General features: G+C 62.7%; 24 protein-coding genes and 1 tRNA gene. 13 read left to right on the forward strand and 12 right to left on the reverse strand.

Annotation, left to right across the window (positions count from 1 at the left end):
* Positions 1–120 precede the first annotated feature (120 nt).
* The 4 genes from FJW08_RS13830 to FJW08_RS13845 all read right to left on the reverse strand — a co-directional run bounded on the left by FJW08_RS13830 (position 121) and on the right by FJW08_RS13845 (position 2,453).
* On the reverse strand, positions 121–486 hold the full coding sequence (locus tag FJW08_RS13830) for a VOC family protein (protein WP_140811032.1): 366 nt from the start codon (positions 484–486) through the stop codon (positions 121–123).
* 81 nt (positions 487–567) lie between these two features.
* Positions 568–1,803: a DUF6596 domain-containing protein gene (locus FJW08_RS13835; RefSeq protein ID WP_140811034.1), complete on the reverse strand. Its 1,236-nt coding sequence runs from the start codon at positions 1,801–1,803 to the stop codon at positions 568–570.
* Positions 1,800–2,162, reverse strand: a complete 363-nt coding sequence (locus tag FJW08_RS13840) for a YciI family protein (protein WP_140811035.1) — start codon at positions 2,160–2,162, stop codon at positions 1,800–1,802. Before FJW08_RS13840 ends, FJW08_RS13835 begins: the two co-directional genes overlap by 4 nt.
* A gap of 9 nt (positions 2,163–2,171) precedes the next feature.
* Complete coding sequence (locus FJW08_RS13845) at positions 2,172–2,453, reverse strand: hypothetical protein (protein WP_140811036.1); 282 nt, start codon at positions 2,451–2,453, stop codon at positions 2,172–2,174.
* An 80-nt stretch (positions 2,454–2,533) separates the two neighbouring features.
* Between FJW08_RS13845 and FJW08_RS13850 the strand changes: the two genes are divergently transcribed.
* Positions 2,534–2,731, forward strand: coding sequence for a hypothetical protein (locus FJW08_RS13850; protein WP_140811037.1), 198 nt, complete (start codon positions 2,534–2,536; stop codon positions 2,729–2,731).
* On the opposite strand, the gene FJW08_RS13855 is transcribed toward FJW08_RS13850, so the two are convergent.
* Positions 2,702–2,778 (reverse strand) — tRNA-Arg (locus FJW08_RS13855). The genes FJW08_RS13850 and FJW08_RS13855 overlap by 30 nt on opposite strands.
* Positions 2,779–3,048: 270 nt before the next feature.
* On the reverse strand, positions 3,049–4,536 hold the full coding sequence (locus FJW08_RS13860) for a HAMP domain-containing sensor histidine kinase (protein ID WP_140811038.1): 1,488 nt from the start codon (positions 4,534–4,536) through the stop codon (positions 3,049–3,051).
* Between the two features lie 276 nt (positions 4,537–4,812).
* On the opposite strand from FJW08_RS13860, the gene rpmH reads away from it, so the two are divergent.
* From rpmH to FJW08_RS13890, 5 genes are all read left to right on the forward strand, one after another.
* Positions 4,813–4,947 (forward strand): 50S ribosomal protein L34, encoded by a 135-nt coding sequence (gene rpmH, locus FJW08_RS13870; protein WP_008833937.1) that lies wholly within the window; start codon positions 4,813–4,815, stop codon positions 4,945–4,947.
* 14 nt (positions 4,948–4,961) lie between these two features.
* Positions 4,962–5,315, forward strand: coding sequence for a ribonuclease P protein component (gene rnpA, locus FJW08_RS13875; protein WP_027040889.1), 354 nt, complete (start codon positions 4,962–4,964; stop codon positions 5,313–5,315).
* Positions 5,316–5,329: 14 nt separating this feature from the next.
* A complete protein-coding gene (gene yidC, locus FJW08_RS13880; protein ID WP_140757416.1) occupies positions 5,330–7,150 on the forward strand; it encodes a membrane protein insertase YidC in 1,821 nt (606 codons plus the stop codon).
* 384 nt (positions 7,151–7,534) lie between these two features.
* Positions 7,535–7,753 (forward strand): hypothetical protein, encoded by a 219-nt coding sequence (locus tag FJW08_RS13885; protein WP_140811039.1) that lies wholly within the window; start codon positions 7,535–7,537, stop codon positions 7,751–7,753.
* A gap of 53 nt (positions 7,754–7,806) precedes the next feature.
* A complete protein-coding gene (locus FJW08_RS13890) occupies positions 7,807–9,780 on the forward strand; it encodes a protein-L-isoaspartate(D-aspartate) O-methyltransferase (RefSeq protein WP_140811040.1) in 1,974 nt (657 codons plus the stop codon).
* A 14-nt stretch (positions 9,781–9,794) separates the two neighbouring features.
* Here the strand turns inward: FJW08_RS13890 and FJW08_RS13895 are convergent, their stop codons facing one another.
* Genes FJW08_RS13895 through FJW08_RS13905 form a run of 3 tightly spaced genes read right to left on the reverse strand, consistent with a single transcriptional unit; the run spans position 9,795 to position 13,088 of the window.
* On the reverse strand, positions 9,795–11,342 hold the full coding sequence (locus FJW08_RS13895) for a DHA2 family efflux MFS transporter permease subunit (protein ID WP_140811042.1): 1,548 nt from the start codon (positions 11,340–11,342) through the stop codon (positions 9,795–9,797).
* Positions 11,339–12,631, reverse strand: a complete 1,293-nt coding sequence (locus FJW08_RS13900; RefSeq protein ID WP_140811043.1) for an HlyD family secretion protein — start codon at positions 12,629–12,631, stop codon at positions 11,339–11,341. Before FJW08_RS13900 ends, FJW08_RS13895 begins: the two co-directional genes overlap by 4 nt.
* Positions 12,624–13,088 carry a MarR family winged helix-turn-helix transcriptional regulator gene (locus tag FJW08_RS13905; RefSeq protein ID WP_140757411.1) on the reverse strand — a complete coding sequence of 155 codons (465 nt, stop codon included), beginning with the start codon at positions 13,086–13,088 and terminating at the stop codon, positions 12,624–12,626. The genes FJW08_RS13900 and FJW08_RS13905 overlap by 8 nt, the downstream gene beginning before the upstream one ends.
* Positions 13,089–13,264: 176 nt before the next feature.
* Between FJW08_RS13905 and FJW08_RS13910 the strand changes: the two genes are divergently transcribed.
* The 4 genes from FJW08_RS13910 to FJW08_RS13925 all read left to right on the forward strand — a co-directional run bounded on the left by FJW08_RS13910 (position 13,265) and on the right by FJW08_RS13925 (position 15,868).
* Positions 13,265–13,579, forward strand: coding sequence for a hypothetical protein (locus FJW08_RS13910; RefSeq protein WP_140811044.1), 315 nt, complete (start codon positions 13,265–13,267; stop codon positions 13,577–13,579).
* 122 nt (positions 13,580–13,701) lie between these two features.
* Positions 13,702–14,340: a CatB-related O-acetyltransferase gene (locus FJW08_RS13915; RefSeq protein WP_181182917.1), complete on the forward strand. Its 639-nt coding sequence runs from the start codon at positions 13,702–13,704 to the stop codon at positions 14,338–14,340.
* Positions 14,337–14,996 (forward strand): ribosome biogenesis GTP-binding protein YihA/YsxC, encoded by a 660-nt coding sequence (yihA, locus tag FJW08_RS13920; RefSeq protein WP_140811046.1) that lies wholly within the window; start codon positions 14,337–14,339, stop codon positions 14,994–14,996. The genes FJW08_RS13915 and yihA overlap by 4 nt, the downstream gene beginning before the upstream one ends.
* Before the next feature lie 170 nt (positions 14,997–15,166).
* Positions 15,167–15,868: a hypothetical protein gene (locus tag FJW08_RS13925; RefSeq protein WP_140811047.1), complete on the forward strand. Its 702-nt coding sequence runs from the start codon at positions 15,167–15,169 to the stop codon at positions 15,866–15,868.
* A gap of 70 nt (positions 15,869–15,938) precedes the next feature.
* Here FJW08_RS13925 and FJW08_RS13930 read toward each other — a convergent pair whose 3' ends face one another.
* Complete coding sequence (locus tag FJW08_RS13930; protein ID WP_246682333.1) at positions 15,939–16,751, reverse strand: tetratricopeptide repeat protein; 813 nt, start codon at positions 16,749–16,751, stop codon at positions 15,939–15,941.
* Between the two features lie 143 nt (positions 16,752–16,894).
* Positions 16,895–17,620, reverse strand: a complete 726-nt coding sequence (locus FJW08_RS13935; protein ID WP_140811048.1) for a TetR/AcrR family transcriptional regulator — start codon at positions 17,618–17,620, stop codon at positions 16,895–16,897.
* A 128-nt stretch (positions 17,621–17,748) separates the two neighbouring features.
* On the opposite strand from FJW08_RS13935, the gene FJW08_RS13940 reads away from it, so the two are divergent.
* Complete coding sequence (locus FJW08_RS13940; protein WP_140811049.1) at positions 17,749–18,933, forward strand: HlyD family secretion protein; 1,185 nt, start codon at positions 17,749–17,751, stop codon at positions 18,931–18,933.
* Positions 18,934–19,010: 77 nt separating this feature from the next.
* The gene (locus FJW08_RS13945; RefSeq protein ID WP_140811051.1) at positions 19,011–20,606 is read left to right on the forward strand and encodes a DHA2 family efflux MFS transporter permease subunit; all 1,596 of its coding nucleotides are present in this window, start codon (positions 19,011–19,013) and stop codon (positions 20,604–20,606) included.
* Between the two features lie 585 nt (positions 20,607–21,191).
* Here FJW08_RS13945 and msrB read toward each other — a convergent pair.
* Positions 21,192–21,695: a peptide-methionine (R)-S-oxide reductase MsrB gene (gene msrB, locus FJW08_RS13950; RefSeq protein WP_140811052.1), complete on the reverse strand. Its 504-nt coding sequence runs from the start codon at positions 21,693–21,695 to the stop codon at positions 21,192–21,194.
* A gap of 357 nt (positions 21,696–22,052) precedes the next feature.
* Here msrB and FJW08_RS13955 point away from each other — a divergent pair, with 357 nt between their 5' ends.
* Complete coding sequence (locus tag FJW08_RS13955) at positions 22,053–23,552, forward strand: amidase (RefSeq protein ID WP_140811053.1); 1,500 nt, start codon at positions 22,053–22,055, stop codon at positions 23,550–23,552.
* The last annotated feature ends 36 nt before the right edge of the window (positions 23,553–23,588 follow it).

Consider the following 23,588-nt stretch of genomic DNA (forward strand, 5'->3'; position numbering starts at 1 on the left):
CGCCGACCGTCGTCAATCCAGCAACGGCTGCGATGCGCACAAGCGGAATCGCCGAAGGTTGGTCGTCGGTTCATGGACTAAGGGCGGTGGAGCGCGGTCGACATCCGCGCACCTGTGCCTTCACTTAGGCTGCTTCGGCGCTTCAGAGAGGTTAATGCGATTGCCCTCAGCGTCGAATATCTGGCCGACGGCCCCGAAGTGGCCTTTGGCCTCGTTGATAAGTTGCATACCGAGGGCGGAAAGTCTTGACTTCTCAGCGGCGAGGTCGGGCACAACGATTGTGATCAGCCCCTTCCCAGCGCGCGGCTCATCCAGCCAAAGCTGCAGGCCAGCCGTACCCATGTTGCGCCATTGCGCCATACCCGGAATGGGCTGATCATCAGCAGGGCGACCCATAAGCGCCTCATACCAGACGAGCGCCGCGTCGAAGTTTAGAACGGTGGCGGAAGCATAAATGCCTATGACGGGCATCCCGTTGGTTGTCATGGTCTTTCTCCGTGGTTGACAACTGGATGTCGTCCCGGAGGCATCGATTTCGACAGGCTCTGCGCGAAAAGCCGCGCTCAGCTAAAAAATTTTTAAACGCTGCTCTTCAAGGTGGCGCCTTTCACCCTTGGCCCAGCACAGTCCGATCGCCACGGTGAAAGCCTCGATCGCATCAGCGCGTCTTCCAAAATCGGTACAAATCTGAGCGCGCGCCGCCCAATAAGGCAGGTAGCCTGCCATCTTCGGATTTTCAGCGAGTCGGAAGATGTCGTGTAGGGCTTCGTGTGTCCGGCCATTCCTTGCAAGGGCGGCGGAGCGATTGAGCGTCACGACTGGAGAGGGAGCGATCTTGTTCAGAACGTCATAAAGAGAAAGGATCGCTTGCCAATTCGAAACCCCATCCAGTCGTCGTGCAACGTGGGCCGATTGAATGGCGGCCTCAATTTGATAGCGGCCCGTTCGTCCAATCGCGTTAGCTCGGTCCAGCAACGCTTCAGCGGCATTCAAGTGCTTGCGATCCCAGAGCTTGGTGTCCTGGTTGTCGAGGGGCACGAATGCACCATCGGCGTCCTGGCGAGCGGTACGCCGGGCTTCCGAATAAAGCATGAGCGCAAGCAACCCCTTCGGCTCCGGTTCCTCCGGTAGTAAAGATACGACCACCCGTGCCAACCAGATAGCCTCATGTGCCAATGTCTGGGCGCCGTCGATGTCCATCCACCCGTTCGTATAGCCAGCATAAATGGCCGCGAGTACCGCCGGCAGGCGCGTTTGCAGTTCCTCCTTCTCTGGGACAATGAACGGTATTTTCTCGTTCTTGATCCTGGCCTTAGCTCGGACCAGTCGCTGGCCCATCGCTTTGGGCGAGACGAGAAATCGCGCGGCGATGTCGGTCGCGGTGAGTCCGAGCACTGTCTGAAGGATTAGCGGCGTTTGTGCAGCGGGTTCGATCCGGGGGTTAGCGCATGCAAACATCAAGGCAAGTCTGCGGTCTGTGATTTCGTCTTCAAGCTCTGACGCCGCGACAATTTCCGCGGCGATCAAATCCAGATGGCTGGCGTTATTGGCTCTTACCTCTTCTTTGCGTCGTTCATCGAGCTTGCGTCTGCGCGCAATCGTGAGAAGCCAGGCGTCGGGGTTGTCGGGCACACCGCTGCTTGGCCACTTTTCGAGTGCGGTCAGGAAGGCGACAGCCAACGCATCTTCGGCTGCCGCGAGATCCCCGGAGCGGCCTCCAAGATATGCGATCAGCCGACCATAGCTCTCCCGCGCCACGGCCTCTACCACTGTTCGGGCGTCAGAAGGGCTTGCAGCCGTCATTTTAAGTATTCCGATACTTCCCTGATGCGACGAACCTCGACCGCGCCCCATGTCGCCGCAGGGCATCGCGCCGCCCACTTGTTGGCCTCGTCTTGATCGATGACATCGATAATGAAGTAGCCGCCGAATTGTTCGCGAACATCAGCATAAGGGCCGTCCACCACACTGACGTCGTCTCCTTGAATCCGAACGATACTTGCCTCGGAAGAACTGACCAGTGCGTCAGTCGAAATGAATACGCCTGCTTTTAAAAGCGCCTGCTGGTAGGCGTACATCTGCCCCATGTACCGGGACATATCCTCCGCTGGCACCGCTTTTCCGGCGGTTTCGTCCGCGTGCAACATAAGCATATAACGCATTTTTCTTCCCTATCCCGAGTAGTCGTTCGAAATTCGATCAAGCTCGTGCGAAGCAATCGTCCAATCATATATCACGTAAGCGAGTCCGAGCTTGCGAATACGCTCTTCAGCGGTACGCGCGACTTCGCCTGAATGTCCCATATCGGCTATCCAGCTTGCAGGCATTCGAAGAAAGCAGCGCTCATGAGCAGTAAGCAACATCGTTCCTGCGGATTTGTTTGCTCCTGGAGCAAGGCGCTGGCATGCCAATCCGGTAGAAAAGCTCGTGATCTTTACGCCAATGACATCCATGCAGCGGAACGCCCGCCCACAGCGATCGGCATAGAGCTTATTGAGGGATTCAGGACGCTGATGCGGAAGGACATCATCGAATGTCCGATTCTATTCCGAAAGGCTTGGCTGCGGAGCATTGTCGATTGGATCAACGCGACGCCGAAACCGTCCGCATCGTCGATGACAAAGCCAGTCTGGAACAGGTAATCGCCGCTGCGAACGCGCGGGCCATTCAAGAACCTTGTGTCAGCAGTTCTGTACTGAAATGGCGCGCCCGAAGAGATTCGAACTCCTGACCCCCAGATTCGTAGTCTGGTGCTCTATCCAGCTGAGCTACGGGCGCGCATCAGGCCATGTTTTCGACGGCCCCGCGATCCGGTCCGAAAGACCGGCCGCGAATGTGTGCAGTTCCCTAACGACTGAATTTGCGAAAAGCAAGCCGATCCGGCAAAAGTTTTGTCGCAAGCCTGTCATGCGGCGATGCCGGCGCCGATCCCGGTCCTTCGAGCCGCTGTAAGGCCCGCCTAAATCCAGACGGCGGATGATCGGGAACGGCCAGCGACGAGCGACGGGGCTGGAAGGCAAGTAACCTCAGGAAACGTCACGGAAGCCGTCAGGCCGGGCGGCGCAAGCTGCCACGGGCCTGATCGAGCCGCACCGGTTGGTCGGGGATGGTGACGGCGAATGTCGTGCGCCCCCCAATCGACTCGATCAATTCCACCGTGCCGCCATGCGCCCGGATCAGTTCGTGCGCGATCGCCAGGCCGAGGCCGGTGCCGCCGCTGCGCGCCGAGCCGCGGAAGGCCGCGAACAGGTTTTCGCGCGCCTTCGGCGGCAGACCGGGGCCGGTGTCGGTGACGGCGATGCGGCTGACACTCCCCATGCGCTCGGCCGATACCGCCAGCCGCCGCACCACGGCGCTTTCGGTATCCGCCGCCATCGCCTGCACCGAGTTGCGGCAAAGATTGGTGAGCACCCGGAAGAGCTGGTCGGAATCGGCGTCCACCTCGAAAGCCATATCGACGGCGTTGATGAACTCGATGTCCTGCTCGATGTCGAGCAGGCCGTGCACGTCCTCGACCAGTTGGCGCAGCCTCACCCTGCGGCGCGAAGGCGGCGGCTCCTGCGTGCGGCCGTAATGAAGCACGCCCTCCGAATAGGAGACGGCGCGGTCGAGCGCGCGCAACAGTTTTGGCGCGAAGGCCTGCACGGTCGGATCCTTGACCTGGCGCAGGCGGTCCGACATCAGCTGGGCCGAGGCCAGGATGTTGCGCATGTCGTGGTTGATCTTCGACACAGCGAGCCCGAGGTCGGCAAGATGCTTCTGCTCGGCCAACATCTTTTGCAGCCGCTCCTGCATCTGGGACAGTTCGCGCTCGGCCACGCCGATCTCGTCGGCGCGGTCGGCGGGGTGAATGATCCGCCCGGGGTCGTCGGGAGCCTCGGAGAAGGACAGCATCGAGCGCGTCATGGTGCGGATCGGGCCGATCATGATCAGGTCGATCGCGGCATAGACCAGCATGGCCGTGAACAGCGAGATCAGGAGCGAGACGAAGGCGACGTTGCGCGAATAGATGAGCATGGCCTTGCGCAGGGAGTAGTCCGGCATGATCAGCTCGAACTCCTTGTCGCTGTCGCCGACCGGTCCGAAAACGCGCAGCATCCTGTCGCCGCCGAAGAACAGCGTGTCCAGCGCGCCGGTCATGCCCTTGACCATGCCGACGCTGGCGAGATCGATGTGTTCGTCGACCTGCGGCGGCATGTCGGCCACCACCAGAAGCCGCGAGACGCCGCCGTCGCGCACCGCGATCGCCTTGGCGCCGATGGCCATCAGCACGTCATTCTGGGCCGTTCGCGACAGCGAGGTCGAATCGCCCTGCACCAGCACGATCGACACGGCAGCTGCCGTGCTCAGCCTCTCCTTGAGCCAGCTCAGCCTATAGCTGGCGATCCAGGGCAGGAAGATCAGTACTTCGGCCAGCAGCACGAAAACGATGGTGAGCAGCAGCAGCTTCGTCGACAAGCCGCGCGACAAGGGTACAGTGCGGACAGCGGCTGACGCCGTTCCGGTCCCTTCCCCTGCTTGGCTGGCTTCGCTCATGCGACTCGATCTTCACAATCACTTGATCAGCCAAGATTAGGCGATTACGGCTTTTTTGCCAATTTCTCCCTTGGTCGGAAAAATAGATGCTCCAAAAAGGTGCGTCTTTGGCGCGCCGACGCCGGATTGACTTCCAAAACCCTTCTTTCTATAAGCCCGCTCACGCTCGGGCCATTCGTCCCGGCGCGGTTTCGATCGCGCCAAAACCGGCCCGGCAAAGCTCCTGTTACAGAGTGACAGAATCAAGAAGGGCCGCACCCCGCGGTATTAAAACAAATGAAGCGTACCTACCAACCGTCCAAACTCGTCCGCAAACGCCGGCACGGCTTCCGTGCCCGCATGGCCACCAAGGGTGGCCGTGGCGTCGTCGCAGCTCGCCGCAACCGCGGCCGCAAGCGGCTCAGCGCCTAAGCGAGACGGGATCGTTGCCCGCAACCGGAAAGCCAGTGGGCCAAAATCCCAAGCGGCTTCTGAAACGCGCGGAATTCCTGGCCGTCCGTCGTGGTGAAAAGCGACGCGGACGGTTTTTCCTCGTCGAGGTCCTCGACCGCGGCGACGGCGGGGTGCCGCGCGTCGGCTACACCGTCACCAAGAAGGTCGGCAACGCCGTTGTGCGCAACCGTGTCAGGCGGCGACTGAAAGAGGCCGTCCGCGTCCATGCGGCAGATGACATGGTGCCCGGCAATGATTATGTCATCGTCGGGCGCGATGATGCGCTGCGCGCGCCTTTCGGCCAGTTGAAGGCCGAACTCTCCCGCCGACTTCGCGGAACACGATAGGCCAAGGGCTCTCGATGGAAAACAACCGGAACTTCTTCATCACCATCGCGCTGTCGGTGCTGATCCTGGCGGTATGGCAGTACTTCTACGTGCTGCCACACAGCGAGGCACAGCGCGAGGCCGCCAAGATCGAGCAGCAGCGCATCGAGGAACAGAAGAAGGCGGCCGATGCGGCCAATCCAGGCGCATCGACGCCGGCGCCAGGCACAACCGCCCCGGGCGCCATTCCCAACGCCCCCGGCGGTGACGTCGTCACCGCCGCCAGCCGTGATCAGGCTCTGGCGGCATCCAAGCGCGTCAAGATCGACACGCCGAGCCTCGAAGGCTCGATCAATTTGACCGGCGCGCGGCTCGATGACCTCAAGCTCAAGCACTACACCGAGACCGTCGACAAGAATTCGCCCGAGATCGAACTGCTCAACCCGCAAGCGCTGCCCACCGGCTATTTCGCCGAGATCGGCTTTGTCGGCAACGACAAGACCGGCGCGGTGCCGGGTGCCGAAACGGTGTGGAGCGTGGACGGCAATCCGACGCTGACTCCGTCGACGCCGGTGACGCTCACCTACACCAACGACAAGGGCCTGACCTTCAAGCGCACCTTCTCCGTCGACGCCAACTACATGTTCACGGTGTCGGACACGGTGCAGAATTCCGGCTCGAGCGCAGTTTCGCTGTTCAACTATGGCCGCGTCACGCGCTACGACAAGCCGGCCGTCGCCAGCACCTATGTGCTGCATGAAGGCCTGATCGGCTTCACCGGTACGGAAGGCCTGCAGGAACACAAATACGCGTCGGTCGAGAAGGACAAGCAGTATCAGCCCGGCAAGTCGACCGACGGCTGGCTCGGCATCACCGACAAATACTGGGCCGTCACGCTGGTGCCGACCGAGAAGCAGCCGTTCCAGCCGCGCTATGCCTATTTCGAGGACGGCCGCCACCGCTACCAGTCCGACTTCCTGACCGACCCGATCAATGTCGCGGCCGGTCAGTCGGCGACCGTCGAGACCGAAATCTTCGCTGGTGCCAAGGAAGTCGCCAAGATCAACGCCTATGCCGAAGACCGCCACATCAAGCGGTTCGACCTGCTGATCGATTGGGGCTGGTTCCACTTCATCACCAAGCCGATGTTCTGGCTGATCGACACGCTCTACAAATTCCTCGGCAATTTCGGCCTGGCGATCCTCGCCACCACCGTCATCGTCAAGGCGCTGTTCTTCCCGCTCGCCAACAAGTCCTACGCGTCGATGGCGAACATGAAGAAGGTGCAGCCCAAGATGCTCGAGATCCGCGAGAAATACGCGGACGATAAGATGAAGCAGCAGCAGGCGATGATGGAGCTGTACAAGACCGAGAAGATCAATCCGCTCGCCGGCTGCTGGCCGGTGGCGCTGCAGATTCCGGTCTTCTTCTCGCTCTACAAGGTGCTCTACATCACCATCGAGATGCGCCACGCGCCGTTCTTCGGCTGGATCCAGGATCTGGCCGCGCCCGATCCGACATCGATCTTCAACCTGTTCGGGCTGGTTCCAATCACGCTGCCGCACATGCTGATGATCGGCGTGTGGCCTCTGATCATGGGCGTCACCATGTTCCTGCAGATGCGCATGAACCCGACGCCGCCGGATCCGACGCAGGCCGCGATCTTCACCTGGATGCCCGTCATCTTCACCTTCATGATGGCCGGGTTCCCGGCGGGTCTCGTCATCTACTGGGCCTGGAACAACACGCTGTCGATCCTGCAGCAGGGCGTGATCATGAAGCGCCAGGGCGCCAAGATCGAGCTGTGGGACAATCTGGTGGCGCTGTTCCGCAAGAAACCCTCGCCGGCGGAATAGCCGGCGCCTCTTTGGCAAAGGAGCCCGCCCCGGTAAACCGTAAATTTGGGCGGTTAGGGAGCGCAGATTTGACGGCTGGGTCCTGTGTTCTACAGGGCTCAGCCTTTTAGTTTCAGTGATGCAGCGTGCGATGCCGTGGTCCGGCACGCGATAGGGACCAGGGACCGCGCCGGCATTTTCCTGGCCTCCCCTTATTGCCGGCGAATCAGCCGAACCTCGCTGCTGCCGGATTGTCCCGCATGGAACTTATTGCGCGTTCAAGAGTTCGCGCATGAGGCTTCCTAAAAGCTCCCGCGTGGGAGGATCAGGTCGACCCGCCCATCCAAATTCAAGGCAGTGCAGCGGACCGACCTCATCACATGCTACTTGCAGCGAGGCATTCCGATGAGCAGCAACATTCATCCAAAGACACGCAAGCCCACCGACAAGGATTTGAAGCAGAATCCCGGAATTGGCGCCTCCAGGGGCACGATCAAGGGTGGCAATCTTCTCGACGAGGACGAGGAACTGGACGGCGAGAACACTTTTGAGGGAGATGTCGATAACGACACCACGCCGCAAGGCGGCGTCAATCCCCGGCAGACCGGGCGCACCAACGAATAGGAGCCTGGCACGACGTCACGTAGACCCGATCAAACGCCTGATTGGAGGCTGTCATGCTGGATTTCGAGCACGCCAGGCATCGGATGGTGGAGGCGCACATCGCACGCCGCGGTGTGCATGACAAGCGCGTCCTGAATGCGGTGCGCCGGGTCGCGCGTGAGAAATTCGTCGACGAGGGTTTTGAGGAATTCGCTTATGAGGACAGCCCGCTGCCGATCGGCAGCGGACAGACGATCTCGCAACCCTTCATCGTGGCGAAAATGGCTGAGATGGCCGAGATCGAGGCGACCGATCGCGTGCTGGAAATCGGCACCGGCTCGGGCTACGCGGCAGCCGTACTGGCCGAACTTGCCGAACACGTCTTCACCGTCGAGCGGCATCGATCGCTCGCGCAACAGGCGGAACGGCGGCTCAATGCCGCCGGCTATCGAAACATCGAGGTCAGGGTCGGCGACGGCACGAAAGGCTGGCAGGAAAAGGCGCCCTTCGACGCTATCGTCGTCGCGGCCGCCGCCACGTCCATTCCCCTCGGTTTGCAGGAGCAGTTGGAGATCGGCGGCAGGCTGATCATTCCGGTCGGTGAAGACGTGTACTCCCAGCGGCTCGTTCGCCTCACGCGGATTGCGGCAAACAAGTTCGAGGAGGAGGATCTCGGTGGCGTCATGTTCGTGCCGTTGATCGGTGAGCATGGCGGGCACGACGAAAACGCGCCGTCGGCGCGCGAGGCACCCCCTCCTCCATTGCCGCAGCAAATCGCGCGGGCGGCCGAAGATTTGCCGCCGATCGACGATCCGGCCTTCGGCGCAATGTTCGACCGGTTCGGCGACCGGCGCGTCGTCCTGCTCGGGGAGGCCAGCCATGGCACTTCGGAGTTCTATCGTGCCCGCGCGGCTGTCACGCGACGCCTCCTCCAGCGACACGGGTTCACCATCGTGGCCGTCGAGGCGGACTGGCCGGACGCCGCGCAGATCAACCGGTATGTTCGCGCGGAGGAACGGCGGTCGGATGCGCAGCCGCTCTTCCAGCGCTTCCCGACCTGGATGTGGCGCAACACCGAAGTGTCCGAATTTATCGGCTGGCTGCATGAGTACAACCGGGACGTGCCCGATCATGCGCGGAAAGCAGGCTTCTACGGACTCGATCTCTACAATATGAGCGGCTCGATCGCCACGGTGCTTGCCTATCTGGACAGGGTAGACCCCGAAGCTGCCGCCGTCGCGCGCGAGCGCTATGGCTGTCTGATGCCCTGGCAGAACGAGCCCACCACCTATGGACGCGCGGCGCTGCGGCCGGGCTACAGAACCTGCGAAGAGGCGGTGGTGCGACAGTGCATGGATCTGTTCAGGCGATCCATGGCCGAGGGCAACGGCGATCTCCTCGACGCAAAACAGAGTGCACGGCTGGTCGCATCGGCCGAGCGGTACTATCGCGTGATGTATTATGGCGGCGCCGAGACCTGGAACCTGCGCGATCGGCACATGTTCGAGACGCTCGATCAGCTTCTCGAAACGCATGGCCGGGATTCGAAGGCCGTGGTGTGGGCGCACAACTCACATATCGGTGACGCACGGCATACCGACATGGGTACTGTCCGCGACGAGCTGAACATCGGCCAGCTCTGCCGGGAACGCTTCGGTGCGCGGACGGCGCTGATCGGTTTCGGAACAGATACCGGTACTGTCGCCTGTGCCTCGGATTGGGACGGTGAGATGGAGGTGAAGGCCGTGAATCCTTCGCTGCCGCACAGCTTCGAGCGGCTGTGTCACGACAGCGGCAAACCGTCGTTCCTGCTGGATTTTGGGCGCCATGGTCAGCTCGGCGACGATCTGGCGGCGCCGAGGCCGGAACGCTATATCGGCGTTATCTACCGGCCGGAGACCGAACGGCTCAGCCATTACATGGACTCGTCCGTCTCCCGCCAGTTCGACGCCTTCGTCTGGTTCGATCGAACGTCAGCGGTCACGCCGCTCGGCAAGTCGGCCGACAGCACCGGCAAGGTACCGGATACGTTTCCCTTCGGCATCTGAATGCCGCCAAGACGTCACTCCATGACGGCGCTGTGGTCGATCTTTGCCGGCGTTCCCGGCTTACGCAGCAGGAGCACCAGCGGGATGGCGGCCAGCGACAGGATCATCATCAGCTTGAAATCGTTCATGTAGCTGATAACAGTCGCCTGCAGCGTCACCACACCGTCGAGCGCGGCGCGGCCGGCGGCGGTGTAGGGGTTCATTGCCTGGAAGATCGCCGGATCGCCGAACGCCTGGTTGAAGGGCGTCACATAGGTGGCGATGTTGGCGTGGTTGATCTGCACATTCTGCGTCAGAAGCGCGGTGACCACCGATATGCCGACGCTGGAGCCGATGTTGCGCGACAGATTGTAGAGGCCGGTGCCTTCCGCGCGCCGCTCCGGCGCCAGCGTGGCGAAGGTTATGGTGGTCAGCGGCACGAACAGGAAGCCGAGCCCCGCACCCTGGATGAAGCCGGTGGAGATGATGGTCCATTGCGAAACGTCGGGCGTCCAGCCGGTCATGTCGTACATCGCCCAGGCGGTGATCAGCAGGCCGATGAGCAGCAGCCAGCGCGTATCGACCTTGCCGATCAGCCTGCCGACCAGGAACATGCAGGCCATCGTGCCAAGCCCGCGCGGCCCCATGACGATGCCGGCCGTCACCACCGGGTAGCCCATCAACGTCTGCAGATAGGGCGTCATCAGCGCCAGCGAGGCCAAGTAGGTGATGCCGATAATGAAGATGAAGATCATGCCGACGGCGAAATTCCGATCGAGGAAAAGCCTCGGATTGACGAAGGTGTCGCGGGCGGTGAAGGTATGGACAAGGAAGATGTAGAAGGCCGATGCGCAGATCACCGCCTCGACGATGATCTCCGACGACGAGAACCAGTTGAGCTGCTCTCCGCGATCGAGAAACATCTGCAGGGCCGCGATCGTGATGCTGAGCATGCCGAAACCCAGCCAATCCAGCCTTGCCTTGAAGTCCAGCTTGGTTTCCAGGACGTACAGCGACACGCCGGCGAAGGCCAGCGCGCCGATCGGCACGTTGATGTAGAACACCCAGCGCCAGCTGACATTTTCGGTCAGCCAGCCGCCGATGACCGGTCCCAGAACCGGCCCGACCATCACCGAGATGCCGAACAGCGCCATGGCGGAGCCGCGCTCTTCCACACTGTAGATATCGAGCAGGATGCTCTGCGACAGTGGCACCAGCGCCGCGCCGAACAGGCCCTGCAGCAGGCGGAAGCCGACGATCTGAGGCAGCGACTGCGCGAAACCGCACAGCACCGAGGCGACGACGAAGCCGGTGATCGAGGTCAGGAGGATACGCTTGCGGCCGAAGCGGTTGGCAAGGTAGCCCGAAGGCGGCGTCATGACGGCCGCCGCCACGATGTAGGAGGTCAGCACCCAGTTGATCTGGTCGGCGCTGGCCGAGACGCTGCCCTGGATATAGGGCAGAGCGACATTGGCGATGGTCGTGTCCAGCGCCTGCATGATGACGGCCAGGATCACGCAGGCGGTGATGGCGCCGCGATTGGCGACCACCGGCGTGGCACCTGCCGCGGACGCGCTGGTCATGACTTTTGTCCGAACAGGCCGATGAGATTGGTGAGGAAGTCCGGCAGGCCGCGTGCATGGCCCGTGTCGACGTCGACCACCGCGCTCATGCCGCCGCGCAGCGGAGGCTTGCCCTTCATATCATCGATCGTCACGCGCATCGGGATGCGCTGCACGACCTTGACCCAGTTGCCGGTGGTGTTCTGCGCCGGCAGCAGCGAGAAGCTCGACGACGAGGCCGGGCTGATCGAGGCGACAGTGCCGTGCCAGACGGCGCCCGGATAGGTGTCGACGCTGATCGTCGCCGTCTGTCCCGGCCGCACATAGGTCAGCTCGGTTTCCTTCGGTTCCGCCGCGATCCACAGATCGGTCGACGAGACCAGGCTGAACGCCGGCTGCGAAGCCGGCAGGTACTTGCCGACCTGCAGCGCGTCGACATTGGTCACGATGCCGTCGAACGGCGCCTTGACCACGGAATCGGCGAGGTTGCGCTGTGCATCGTCGACGCCCGACTGGGCCTGCAGATAGAAGGGGTTCTTCTCCACCGGCTGGTTGGCGTCGCCGCCGAGCTGGGCGAGCGTGGCCTGCGCCTGCGACTTGGCGACGGACACTTTCTGGCGGGCGGCGACGAGGTCGTGCTGGGCGCTGTCGAAAGACGCCTTCGAGGCGGTGGAGGTCTTGAGCAGATCCTGCTGCCGCTGGAAGGCGGCCTCGTAATAAGGGATGTTGGCCTGCGCCTGCTCGATCTGCACCAGCGACTGCTGGTAGCTCGCTTCCAGGGTCAGCACCTGGTTGCGTACCGTGCCGAGCTGGGCCTTGGCGGCGGCGAGAGCGGTCTCGAAAGAGGCCGGCCGCAGGCGAAACAGCACGTCGCCCTTCTTCACCGCCTGGTTCTCATGCACGTCGATCTCCTGCACCGTGCCGGAGACGTCAGTGGAGACGCCAAGCGACTGGGCCTGGATGTAGGCATTGTCGGTCGTCATCAGCTGGCCGCCGGTGACATAATAATAGCCGCCGACGACCAGCGCGACGGGAAGCAGCGCAAAAAGGGCGGGCCGTGTCAGACCGCGCTTCGGTTTGGCCGGAACAGGAGGAGCAACGGCGGCGGCGGCCTGCCGTGGCTGCGGCTCCTTGGCCGGAGCCTCGAGCGCCGCCGGCTCCAGGGCGACCGGCGCTTCCAGCTCGCCATTGTCGATGACGACGTTGGTCCGCCTCTGCTCCCGCTCGTTGTCGAGCTGGATAATCTGGTCGGTCCGACCTGCCGGTGTCTCGTCTCCGGCAGGCTTCTTGGGGGATGTTGATTCAGCCATGTACTTTCTCCCGGTCGACGGCTGGCTGGGTGCAAGCCGCGAGCAGATTGGATTTGATCAAGCTTAGGGTTTGCAGCAGATGCTGCTGTGTCTCAGGCGAAAGGCCGGCGAAGGCCTCGTCTCGTGTTTTCTGACCGTTGCCGCGCATGATCCCGAGCAGCGGATGGGCCTGCGGTGTCAGGTAAAGCAGCCAGGCCCTGCGATCGGCGGGATCGGGCCGGCGCACGATGAAGCCGCGAGCTTCCATCTTGTCGAGCAGCCGGGCGAGCGTGATCGGCACGATCTCGATGAGGTCGGCGAGCTTGTTCTGGTGGATGCCTTCATGCAGCGAAAGGTACGCCAGCACCTGCCACTGGGCGCGGGTCAGCCCCGATGCGCGCGACCGCTGCTCGAACCGCTTGCGAAGCAGGCGCGCGACGTCGTGCAGCACGAAGCTGATATTGGGCGAAGAGGGCATGGGAGGAGATCGGGGGTCAACTGACAACTTTTCGTGAGCATGCTTATTATCATCATGCACATAATCCTGCTGGACGCCCCGCGCAAGACCGATTAAGCCCCGAGGACGAAAAAACGCATGGGCCACGGCGCGAAAAACGCGCCAGGCGGCGAGATTATGCGGCAAGGATTTTGGCGATGGATTGGATCAGGATCGCGGCCGTCACGGCTCTCATTGGGTGGCCCGCCGCCGCGGCTGCTGAGGATGCGGTCAGCTGTGGCGGCGCCGCCATGCTGGGCGGCGCGCAGCTCAACTGCAGCCATGTCGAACCCAAGGCACCGCCGCAATTCTGTACGTTCAGCTGGGATCTCCACACGATGGCGGGCGATCAGAAGGTCGTCGAAGGCACCTTCATGCTGCCGCCCGGAGCGTCGAACGTTCAGGTCTATCAAGGCAGTGGTTTCGACAGCGCGCTGTCCAACCCGATCGTGATCTGCCGCGGCAACAAATGAGCTTGTCCGCCACGGAAGGCTCGCTCGTCAGCCGATTGGTGCTATAGGGCGGATCACGTTATTTTGACCAGGCACGCGAATCCCGGATCCGCGTGGCTATCACTTCCTGGACGGACTTCGACATGGACGGACCCAACCCCGGCATCAAGCACCCGATCCCGATGCACACCCGCGTCGGCTTCCTGAGGCCTTTGGTCACGGCGCCGAACATCGAGATCGGCGACTTCACCTATTATGACGACCCTGACGGGCCGGACAAATTCGCCGAAAAATGCGTGCTGCATCACTATCCCTTCATCGGCGACAAGCTCATCATCGGCAAGTTCTGCGCCATCGCCGAAGGCGCGCGCTTCATCATGAACGGCGCCAATCACGCCATGTCCGGCTTCTCGACCTACCCGTTCAACATCTTCGGTCATGGCTGGGAAAACGGTTTTGACCCCGCGACCTGGTCGAAGGAAGTGCGCGGCGACACGGTCGTCGGCAGCGATGTCTGGATCGGCATGGAGGCGGTGATCTTGCCGGGCGTGGAAATCGGCCATGGCGCCATCGTCGCCGCCAAATCGGTTGTGACGCACGACGTGCCGCCCTATGCAATCGTTGCCGGCAACGCGGCCAAAATGGTCAAGATGCGTTTCGACGACAGGACGATCCGGCGGCTGCTGGCAGTGGCGTGGTGGGACTGGCCGGTGGACAAGATCGGCCGCAATCTCGATGCCATCAGGGGCGCCGATATCTCTCTTCTGGAGGCAGCAGCTTGAACGTTCCCAACAGCACCGCGATCGGCACCGACCTTTTCACGCGCCGGTGGATCTTCATCCGCGGCGTACCGGCCATGAAATTCCTGCCGCCGGAAGGGCCGCCGGAGATCGCCTTTGCGGGCCGCTCCAATGTCGGCAAGTCGTCGCTGATCAATGCCCTGGTCAACCAGAAGGGACTGGCGCGCACCTCCAACACGCCGGGGCGCACGCAGGAGCTCAATTATTTCGTGCCGGACGGGTTTTCGGGCGAAGGCGCCGACCTGCCGCCGATGGCGCTGGTCGACATGCCGGGCTACGGCTACGCCACCGCCCCAAAGGAGAAGGTCGACGAGTGGACCAAGCTGGTCTTCGATTATCTCAAGGGCCGGGTCACGCTGAAGCGGGTCTATGTGCTGATCGATGCCCGCCACGGCATCAAGGCCAAGGACGACGAGGTGCTGTCGCTGCTCGACAAGGCGGCGGTGTCCTACCAGATCGTGCTGACCAAGACAGACAAGATCAAGGCCGCCGGCGTGCCGCGGCTGATCGAGGAGACGCTGGCCAAGATCAAGAAGCGGCCGGCGGCGTTTCCGTTCGTGCTGGCGACGTCATCGGAGAAGGGCCAAGGCCTCGAGGAATTGCAGGCCGCGATCGTGCTTGCGGCCAATGGAGGCTAATGCATGTCGCCCGGAAGAAGCGTCCGGGACAACGACATGCATAAAATCAGAAACTTACAGCAGGTCGGGCGAATCCTATTCGCCGCGACATGCTGTAGTCGTCTACGCGCGTCCGTTGACCGCGCCTTGGCAATCCGTCAGCATCGCAGTGCCGTTTTGAGGGCATCCGGATGCGTATCGTTTTTCGTTGTGATCCCGCGCTTGCCGAAACGCTGCCCCGGCCGGTTCCGGCGCGCGGCGTCCTGCCCGACTGGCTCCGCAAGATGCCTCCGAAAGCCTATTCGGAAATCCATGGGCGAGAGATCAGGACGGTAAAACAGTGTCCGCCCTTCGTCGACGCCATGACACATGGCTTCATGATCCTGCTGCCATGCGATGTGACCGTCGAGAACGGCGCCTTCGAATGGCGGTGGGACATCGCCGAGCCGTCAACGAAGGGGCACCCGCGTTCGCCGCTCAGCTTCCATGTCGCCGAACAGCTCGCCGGCGCACCGTTCTCCAATGGGCTGGCAGCCATAAAATTCAACAGTTTCTGGACGATCGAGCTGGAGGAAGGCTGGTCCCTCTTCGCCACCCATCCGATCAACCGCGATGATCTTCCTTTCCGCCTGGTGACCGGCGTCGTCGATTCGGATCACTTCCAGGACGCCGGCATCAATTTCCCGGCGATTTGGACCGACCAGGGTTTCTCCGGCGTGCTGGCGAAGGGCACACCGGTTGCGCAATGCTTTCCCGTGCCGCGCGCCGCGCCCGAACTCGTCTTCGAAAGCTTCGATGCCGTGCGCAAGGCCTCCTATGAAAAAACCGTCGCCGATGTTCTTGCCGAACCCGGCGTCTACCGGAAGCAGTTTCGCGTAAAACGCGCCCGCTAGAACTTTTCCTGGAATTGCTCTTACAGCATGTCGTAGTCCCGGAACCGAGGACACTTCCGGGCGACATGCATTAGCCTCCAAGCAAGCCCTTCAACGCGTCGCGATCGATCCAAAGCTTGCCGTGCGGCGCTGAAGTCAGGGCCATCGCGATGATGCCGAAGGTTGTGGCGCGCTGCTCGTAGGCCGTCCGATAGGCCTCGATCGCGGCGTCCATATCGCCCGTTTCCTGAAGCGCAATCCCCAGATTGACCGCCGCTTCGGCATCGTCGGGGTGTATCTCCAATGCTTTGCGATAGGCGGCCGCCGCCCCCACATGATCATGCAGATCCTGCCTGACAAGGGCGAGGTCGAACCATGCCGATGCAGGCGCGTTTCCCTTTACGGCCCGTTCCAGCAAAGGTGCCGCATCGGCAGGCATTGCGTCCTCGAACAGCATGCGGCCCAGACGCGCCGCCGCTTCCGCCGACAGGGGATCGGCAAGTGTCACGTGCCGCCATACTTCGAGTGCCTGGGTCCGGTCGCCTGCCTCGTCGAGCGTTCGCGCCTGCTCGATAAGCACAGCAGCATCAGGCGCCAATTCGGCCGCGCGTGAGAGATGGAACAGCGCTTGGTCAAAATCCCGTGCCGCCCGCGCCAGGCGGCCGGCGAGCAATTGAGCCGATGCGTTGTCAGCCCGGATCGCCAGACTTGCATGAATATGGGTGCGGGCTCCCAATATCTCGCCCTTGGCGAAAAGAACGGCGGCCATGAGGTGGTTGAGGGCAGGGTCGTCCGCCGCCTGGCGAAGAGCCTTCTCGCAAAGCAGCCGCGCCTGCTCGTGGCGACCGGCGTTGAAGTCCGCCACGATGCGTCGCATCTGACTCTGGAGCTTCGGATCGCCCATCCCGATCTGCCTTCACGCTGGCGAACGAGAATCATTTCCCGCGGAATGCTTCGTTCGGCCCGGTTATCCAGACCTTGACGCTCAGCGCCTGGAGGTCAAGCCGGTCCCCGCAAAAATCGGCGACTGGAGGCCGTTTAGGAGCGTCATGTCAGGGTGAGTTTTGAGGCCCTTTCTTCCTCGGCCATCCTTTCGGTGCCATAGGCTTTCAGGAACATGTCGACGCCCGACCTGACGATGTGGTCGATCTCGTCCTGTGTCGGGGCCTTGGTGCGGTAGGCGAAGATGCACTGCCGGAAAAGGCCGGCCAGGCATAGTTCGGTGAACTGATAGGCGGCGAGGTCGACGTCGTCGATCTCGAGCAGGCCGCGCTCGATGGCGGCATTGAGGAACGTCGCGACCTTGTCATGGCCGCGCTTGGGACCGCGTTCGTAAAAGCGCGCGCCCATGTCCGGTATCCTGTCGGAAGCGCCGATAACCGTGCGCTGCGCCTGGATGACCTTGGCCGAGGTGATCTTCATGGACAGCACCTTGCCGAATTTGACCAGCGTCTGGCGCAGGTCGTCGGCGCGGTCGAGCATGTCGTACATGTTCTTGAAGATGGTGCCGCGCTCTTCCTCGATCAGCGCCTCGAACAGCTCTTCCTTGTTGGCGAAGTAGACATAGATGGTGCCTTTCGACACGCCGGCCTCGCGCGTGATGTCGTTCATCGAGGCAGCCTCGAAGCCTTTTTCGATGAAGACACGGCGGGCACCGTCGATGATCTGGCTGCGCTTGACCGGATCCTGTCCGGCCGCCGGGCGCCCACGGCGCAGACCGTCCAGCAGGTCTTCGCACGGGTCGGTTTCGGCGTTGCTCACAGGCTCAACCATTAAAGTCACACCTCGAAAATAATTCGAACCAACCGGTTCGATTTCCCCTTGATATGGTCCTCTTTACACGCTATGTCAACGCCCAGATCGAACCGAACGGTTCAGTATTATAACTTTAGCGAGATGTCATGTCCTCGAACACGCCCGCCACCGCCGAAGTCCGTCCTTTCCCCAACGCCAAGGTTGCCCCGGCGACGGAAGCGCCCGATGTGCATGTCCAGCCGGCTGTCGCGCCGCCGCCGGAGGCTGAAGCTCCGGCCAAGAAGAAGCGCTCGGCGCGCTCCTTCCTGCTGCCGATCATCGGCCTTGCTCTTTTGAGTGGCGGCGCCTGGTACGGCTATGACTACTGGACCACCGGCCGCTTCATGATCTCGACTGATGACGCCTATGTCCAGGCCGATATGGCGTTCGTCTCGCCAAAAATTTCAGGCTATGTCGATCAGGTCCTGGTCGGCGAGAACCAGCAGGTCAAGGCCGGCGATCCCCTGCTGACGATCGATGCCGGCGACTACAAGATCGCCGTTGCCCAGGCCGAGGCGCAGATCGCCACGCTGGCCAAGACACTCGACCGCATCGACGCGCAGACCAAAGCCGCGCAGGCTTCGCTGCAGCAGGCACAGGCGCAGAAGGTCGCCGACCAGGCCGCCGCCGCCAACGCCGGCCGTGCCCAGCAGCGCGCCGCGCAACTGGTCAAGACGCATGTCGGCACGCAGGCACAGCTGGACGACGCCCAGACCGCGCTCGACCAGGCCAATGCCGCGCTCGTCGGCGCCGACGCGCAGATTGCCGCCGCGCAGGCCAATATCGGCGTGCTCGAGGCGCAGCGCGCAGAATCCGCCAGCACACTGGCGTCGCTGCAGCTCGGCCGCGACAAGGCCGCTCGCGACCTCTCCTTCACCGTGCTCAAGGCGCCGTATGACGGCGTCGTCGGCAACCGCTCCGTCGAACAGGGCGATCTGGTCAGCCCCGGCCAGAAGCTCGCCGTGGTCGTGCCGATGGACAAGCTCTACATCGTCGCCAATTTCAAGGAGACGCAGCTTGCCCGACTCGTGCCCGGCGAAAAGGTCAACATCTCGGTCGACGCCATCGACGGCCACCCCATCCAGGGGACCGTCTCCTCGCTGGCGCCGGCGTCGGGCGCGGTGTTCTCGCTGCTGCCGCCGGAAAACGCCACCGGCAACTTCACCAAGGTGGTGCAGCGCGTGCCGGTCCGCATCGACGTGCCGGCCGATGCGCTGAAGACCGGCAAGCTGCGCGCCGGCTTGAGCGTGGTCGTCGCCGTCGACAGCCGCACCGCCCGCCACGACCAGTAACTAAGCGCTTTTCGGAGGGCGGCTCGGTGGCTGATTAAGCACCGGGCCGCCCGGCCTGCCTCAAGGAGGCTCAGGACATGGCAACCGCAACCATCACCGCAGGATCGCCGCCGGCGATACCGGCCGCGCCCGACACGATCTCGACGCGACGCATCATCGCCTTCCTGGCGATGGTGTTCGGCATGTTCATGGCGATCCTGGACATCCAGATCGTCTCGGCCTCGCTGTCCGAGATCCAGGCCGGCCTCAGCGCCAGCTCCGACGAGATTCCATGGGTGCAGACGGCCTATCTGATCGCCGAGGTGGTCATGATCCCGCTGTCGGGCTTCCTCAGCCGGATGCTGTCGACGCGCGTGCTGTTCACAGTCGCGGCCGCTGGCTTCACCGCGGCCAGTGCGCTGGCCGCGACCGCCACCAACATCGACCAGATGATCGTCTACCGCGCCGTGCAAGGTTTCATCGGCGGCGGCATGATCCCGAGTGTCTTCGCGGCGGCCTTCACTATCTTCCCGCCGTCGCGCCGCGCCATAGTCTCGCCGATGATCGGCCTGGTGGCGACGCTGGCGCCGACGATCGGCCCGACCGTCGGCGGCTATATCAGCCACGCCTTTTCATGGCACTGGCTGTTCCTGGTCAATGTCGTGCCGGGCATCCTGGTGGCGACCGCGGCCTGGTCGCTGATCGATTTCGACAAGCCCAATCTCAAGCTGTTCTCGAAGTTCGACTGGTGGGGCCTCGCCGGCATGGCCGCCTTCCTCGGCTGCATGGAATATGTGCTCGAGGAAGGTCCGAACAATGATTGGCTGCAGGATCAGGCCGTGTTCATCTGCGCCATCATCATGACCATCGGCGCGGTGATCTTCTTCTGGCGTGTCTTCACGGCCGAGGAACCGATCGTCGACCTCAAGGCGTTCAGCAACATCAATTTCGCCTTCGGCTCGCTGTTTTCCTTCGTCATCGGCATCGGCCTCTATGGCCTGACCTATCTCTATCCGGTCTTCCTCGGACGCATCCGCGGCTACGATTCGATGATGATCGGCGAAGCGCTGTTCGTCAGCGGCCTGGCCATGTTCGTCACCGCGCCCATCTCCGGCATCCTGTCGAGCAAGATGGATCTACGGCTGATGATGATGATCGGCCTGTTCGGCTTCGCCACCGGCACCTGGTGGATGACGCATCTGACCGCCGACTGGGACTTTTACGAGTTGCTCATCCCGCAGATCCTGCGCGGCTGTTCGATGATGCTGTGCATGGTGCCGATCAACAACATCGCGCTCGGCACCTTGCCGCCGGACCGGTTGAAGAATGCGTCCGGACTGTTCAACCTCACCCGCAACCTTGGCGGCGCCGTCGGCCTTGCCCTCATCAACACCGTGCTGATCGACCGCAATGCCTTCCACTATGCCCGGCTCTCCGAGCACGTGCAGTGGGGCAGTGCCGCCGCGCAGACCAAGCTGCAGAACATGACGCTCAATTTCGAGCAAACCACCGGCCTGGACGCCACAAGTGCGGCGATCTCCAAGCTGTCGGGCATGGTCCACCAGCAGGCGGCGCTGCTGTCGTTCATGGATGTGTTCTACCTGCTGACCGTCCTGTTCGGGACGCTGGGGTTCTTCACCATGCTGATCAAGAAGCCGGCCGCGCCCGGTGGTGGCGGAGGCGGCGGGCACTGAAGCAATTCCAGGAAAGTGTGAAGCGGTTTTCCGTCTGGAATTGCGTGAAGGCAAAAAATGAAAACCGTGGCAGCGGTTTCGGGAAGCTCCTCCAGTCCACGCCCGAAAGCTCCGACCACGCAAAAAGCTCCGGGCCGCAAAGCCCGGAGCTTTTTTATATCCGCTTGGACCTGGCGTAATTCCAAGACAAACTAGATATTTAGCAGCTCGCCGTTAAGCTCGAATCGAGCGGAAGCCGCATGCAGGCAGCGCGAATGATTAAAACATCTCCGGATATCTTATCGTAATGGAGACTTGGGTTCTTGCCATCTTGCTGGTGGCGTGTGTGATCGGCTGTCCATTGTGGGTTCGTGTTTGTTTGACGAACTTGCGCGGATGGTTTGCAGCCGGTGTTGTCAGCCAACGCACCGGCAACATTTCCCGAGAGACCCAGCCTGTCCGGTTCCACTGCATTCTTGCCATGATGGTGTTAGGCGCGGTTTTACCAATTGTCGTAACGATCACTCTGGCCTTTCAACTCATCTCGAGCATCTAGGCCAGCAATAGGGCAGCTCCGCGTTTCCCTGAAGCGTAGAACCTACCTTGTCAGGCGGTCGTGGGCTTGAAGGTCAGCGCCACGCCGTTGATGCAGTGGCGCAGGCCGGTCGGCGCCGGACCGTCGTCGAAGACGTGGCCGAGATGGCCGCCGCAGCGGCGGCAATGCACCTCGGTGCGGGTCATGCCCAGCGAGCGGTCCTCGGTCTTGCCGATGCCATTGGCGATCTCCTGCCAGAAGCTCGGCCAGCCGGTGCCGGAATCGAATTTCGTCTCAGAGGGATAGACTGGCAGGTCGCAGCCGGCGCAGGCGAAAATGCCCTTGCGGTGTTCGTTGAGCAGCGGGCTGGTGCCGGGATACTCGGTGCCCTCCTTGCGCAGCACGTCGAAGGCGGCCGGCGACAGGATGGCTTTCCACTCGTCGTCGGTCTTGGTGATCTCGAATTTCTCGGCGGCTTGCGCGGCCTGCGGGCTGCCCATGCGCAGCATCGTTGCCGCGGCCCCGACGACGCCGATAGCGGCGGCACCGCTCAAAAGAAAATCGCGACGGTTCATGACCAGTTCCTCCTGTCGTCTGTTTTGCCAAACTATGCCGCCGCCCGAAAGTCAAAAGCCGGTGACGGTTGTCCCAAACGACACTCCGCGCCGTCCCACGGTTGACCGTGGGCGGCGCGGAGCACGCGTGTCGATTGCGGATCACGTGAGCGAGACGACGCAATCGACGGAGGGCTCTTGCAACGGGTTCGTCCGCGGGAAGCGCCTCGTTACATCTTTCGCCCGATCACATCTTCGGGAGCAGAACCGTGTCGATGACGTGGACGACGCCGTTGGACTGTTCGACATCGGGCGCAGGCTTCGATTGCCAAGGGAATTGCCGCTGGCTAGCTTGGCGGCGGCAACGGGGGAGTGCGCATGTCGGTCGAACGGATCCTGTGGGAAGAAGACGCAACCGGTCTAGCCGGTCTGATGCGCAGGGGTGAACTGTCGGCGATCGAACTGACCGAGGCAGCGATCGCTCGGGCCGAGGCCACCCGCCCCGAAATCAACGCCACGGCAGAGCCGCTCTATGAGGCCGCACGGACCCGGGCAAAGAGCATCGACCGTTCGTTGCCGCTGGCCGGAGTGCCCTTTGCCATCAAGGATCTCGGCATCGCCGTCAAGGGCGTGCCCTCGCATGGCGGCAGCCGCATTCCGGCCTGGGTGCCCGATTTCAATTCGGTGATGACCGAGCGCTATCTCGCCGCCGGGCTGATCCCGATCGTCACCTCGACCTCGCCCGAGCATGGGTTGCGGCTGATGACCGAATCCAAGGCCTTCGGCATCACCCGCAATCCCTGGAACACCGGCCACACCACCGGTGGCTCGTCGGGCGGTTCGGCAGCGCTGGTCGCCGCCGGCGTCGTGCCGGTGGCGCATGCCTCGGATGGCGGCGGTTCGATCCGCGTGCCGTCGGCCTGCAGCGGACTTGTCGGCCTCAAGACCTCGCGCGGCCGCGTCCCGCTGTCGCCGCTGGTGAGCGAAAGCTGGTACGGCATGGTCGTCGATCATGCCGTCACCCGCTCGGTGCGCGACTGCGCGCTGCTGCTCGACCTCACCCATGGTCCCGATACGCTGGCGCCTTATGCCGCGCTGCCGCCGAAGGGCACGTTCGCAGCCGCTGCGGCACGCGAGCCCGGCAAGCTCAGGCTGGCGGTGTACCGCAAGTCGCCGCTTGGCCTGCCGATTTCGGCCGAGACGCTCAAGGCGCTCGACATTGCCGTGGCACTCGCCCGTGAAGGCGGCCATTCGGTCGAGGACATCGAACTGCCCTTCATCGGCCGCGATTTCTTCGCCGATTTCTGCACGACGGTCGCCTCCGCCGTCGCCGGCTCGCTGCGGGCCGAAGCGCTGCGCGTCGGCCGTTCCGTAACGGGCGACGTCGAGCGCGCCACGCGGGTGCTCGGCCGGTTGGGCGAAATGGTCTCGGCCGGCGAGACCTATGCCGGCCTGCAGCGCCTGCACACCGCCTCTCGGCAACTGATCACGGAGACCGCGCGCTATGATGCGGTGCTGATGCCCATCATCGCGCACCCGCCGCTTGCCTGCGGCGCCATGGATCCCAAAGGTGCCGATGAACTCGTCGAGAACCTGCTCGACAAGCTTCACCTCACCTCCTTGCTCAAGATCAAACCAGTGTTCGGCCAGTTGATGGACAAGAGCCTTTGGTTCACGCATTGGCCCGCGATCCAGAATGTCAGCGGACAGCCGTCGATTGCGCTCCCCGTCCATGTCACGGACGCCGGCCTGCCGCTCGGCATCCAGGCCGCCGGCCGCCCGGGCGACGAGGAAACGCTTCTGTCGCTCGCCGCGCAGATGGAGAAAATCTCGGGCTGGCTGACGCGGCGGGCGCCGCTGATGGTGCCGTCACAATGACGACACCGTGAACCGCTCGAATATGACAGCAATGCC

This window comes from Mesorhizobium sp. B3-2-1 (assembly GCF_006439515.1).
Taxonomy (GTDB): domain Bacteria; phylum Pseudomonadota; class Alphaproteobacteria; order Rhizobiales; family Rhizobiaceae; genus Mesorhizobium.

Excerpts from the sequence above, each read along its gene's own strand:
- rpmH (WP_008833937.1), top strand. The coding sequence starts at position 4,813 with ATGAAGCGTACCTACCAACCGTCCAAACTCGTCCGCAAACGCCGGCAC.
- FJW08_RS13830 (WP_140811032.1), bottom strand. The coding sequence starts at position 486 with ATGACAACCAACGGGATGCCCGTCATAGGCATTTATGCTTCCGCCACC.
- FJW08_RS13930 (WP_246682333.1), bottom strand. The coding sequence starts at position 16,751 with ATGGGCGATCCGAAGCTCCAGAGTCAGATGCGACGCATCGTGGCGGAC.
- FJW08_RS13940 (WP_140811049.1), top strand. The coding sequence starts at position 17,749 with ATGTCCTCGAACACGCCCGCCACCGCCGAAGTCCGTCCTTTCCCCAAC.
- FJW08_RS13885 (WP_140811039.1), top strand. The coding sequence starts at position 7,535 with ATGAGCAGCAACATTCATCCAAAGACACGCAAGCCCACCGACAAGGAT.
- FJW08_RS13895 (WP_140811042.1), bottom strand. The coding sequence starts at position 11,342 with ATGACCAGCGCGTCCGCGGCAGGTGCCACGCCGGTGGTCGCCAATCGC.
- FJW08_RS13845 (WP_140811036.1), bottom strand. The coding sequence starts at position 2,453 with ATGGATGTCATTGGCGTAAAGATCACGAGCTTTTCTACCGGATTGGCA.
- FJW08_RS13925 (WP_140811047.1), top strand. The coding sequence starts at position 15,167 with ATGCGTATCGTTTTTCGTTGTGATCCCGCGCTTGCCGAAACGCTGCCC.
- FJW08_RS13945 (WP_140811051.1), top strand. The coding sequence starts at position 19,011 with ATGGCAACCGCAACCATCACCGCAGGATCGCCGCCGGCGATACCGGCC.
- FJW08_RS13850 (WP_140811037.1), top strand. The coding sequence starts at position 2,534 with ATGTCCGATTCTATTCCGAAAGGCTTGGCTGCGGAGCATTGTCGATTG.
- FJW08_RS13910 (WP_140811044.1), top strand. The coding sequence starts at position 13,265 with ATGGATTGGATCAGGATCGCGGCCGTCACGGCTCTCATTGGGTGGCCC.
- msrB (WP_140811052.1), bottom strand. The coding sequence starts at position 21,695 with ATGAACCGTCGCGATTTTCTTTTGAGCGGTGCCGCCGCTATCGGCGTC.
- FJW08_RS13915 (WP_181182917.1), top strand. The coding sequence starts at position 13,702 with ATGGACGGACCCAACCCCGGCATCAAGCACCCGATCCCGATGCACACC.
- FJW08_RS13955 (WP_140811053.1), top strand. The coding sequence starts at position 22,053 with ATGTCGGTCGAACGGATCCTGTGGGAAGAAGACGCAACCGGTCTAGCC.
- FJW08_RS13890 (WP_140811040.1), top strand. The coding sequence starts at position 7,807 with ATGCTGGATTTCGAGCACGCCAGGCATCGGATGGTGGAGGCGCACATC.
- yidC (WP_140757416.1), top strand. The coding sequence starts at position 5,330 with ATGGAAAACAACCGGAACTTCTTCATCACCATCGCGCTGTCGGTGCTG.
- FJW08_RS13840 (WP_140811035.1), bottom strand. The coding sequence starts at position 2,162 with ATGCGTTATATGCTTATGTTGCACGCGGACGAAACCGCCGGAAAAGCG.
- FJW08_RS13835 (WP_140811034.1), bottom strand. The coding sequence starts at position 1,803 with ATGACGGCTGCAAGCCCTTCTGACGCCCGAACAGTGGTAGAGGCCGTG.
- FJW08_RS13905 (WP_140757411.1), bottom strand. The coding sequence starts at position 13,088 with ATGCCCTCTTCGCCCAATATCAGCTTCGTGCTGCACGACGTCGCGCGC.
- FJW08_RS13900 (WP_140811043.1), bottom strand. The coding sequence starts at position 12,631 with ATGGCTGAATCAACATCCCCCAAGAAGCCTGCCGGAGACGAGACACCG.
- FJW08_RS13860 (WP_140811038.1), bottom strand. The coding sequence starts at position 4,536 with ATGAGCGAAGCCAGCCAAGCAGGGGAAGGGACCGGAACGGCGTCAGCC.
- FJW08_RS13935 (WP_140811048.1), bottom strand. The coding sequence starts at position 17,620 with ATGGTTGAGCCTGTGAGCAACGCCGAAACCGACCCGTGCGAAGACCTG.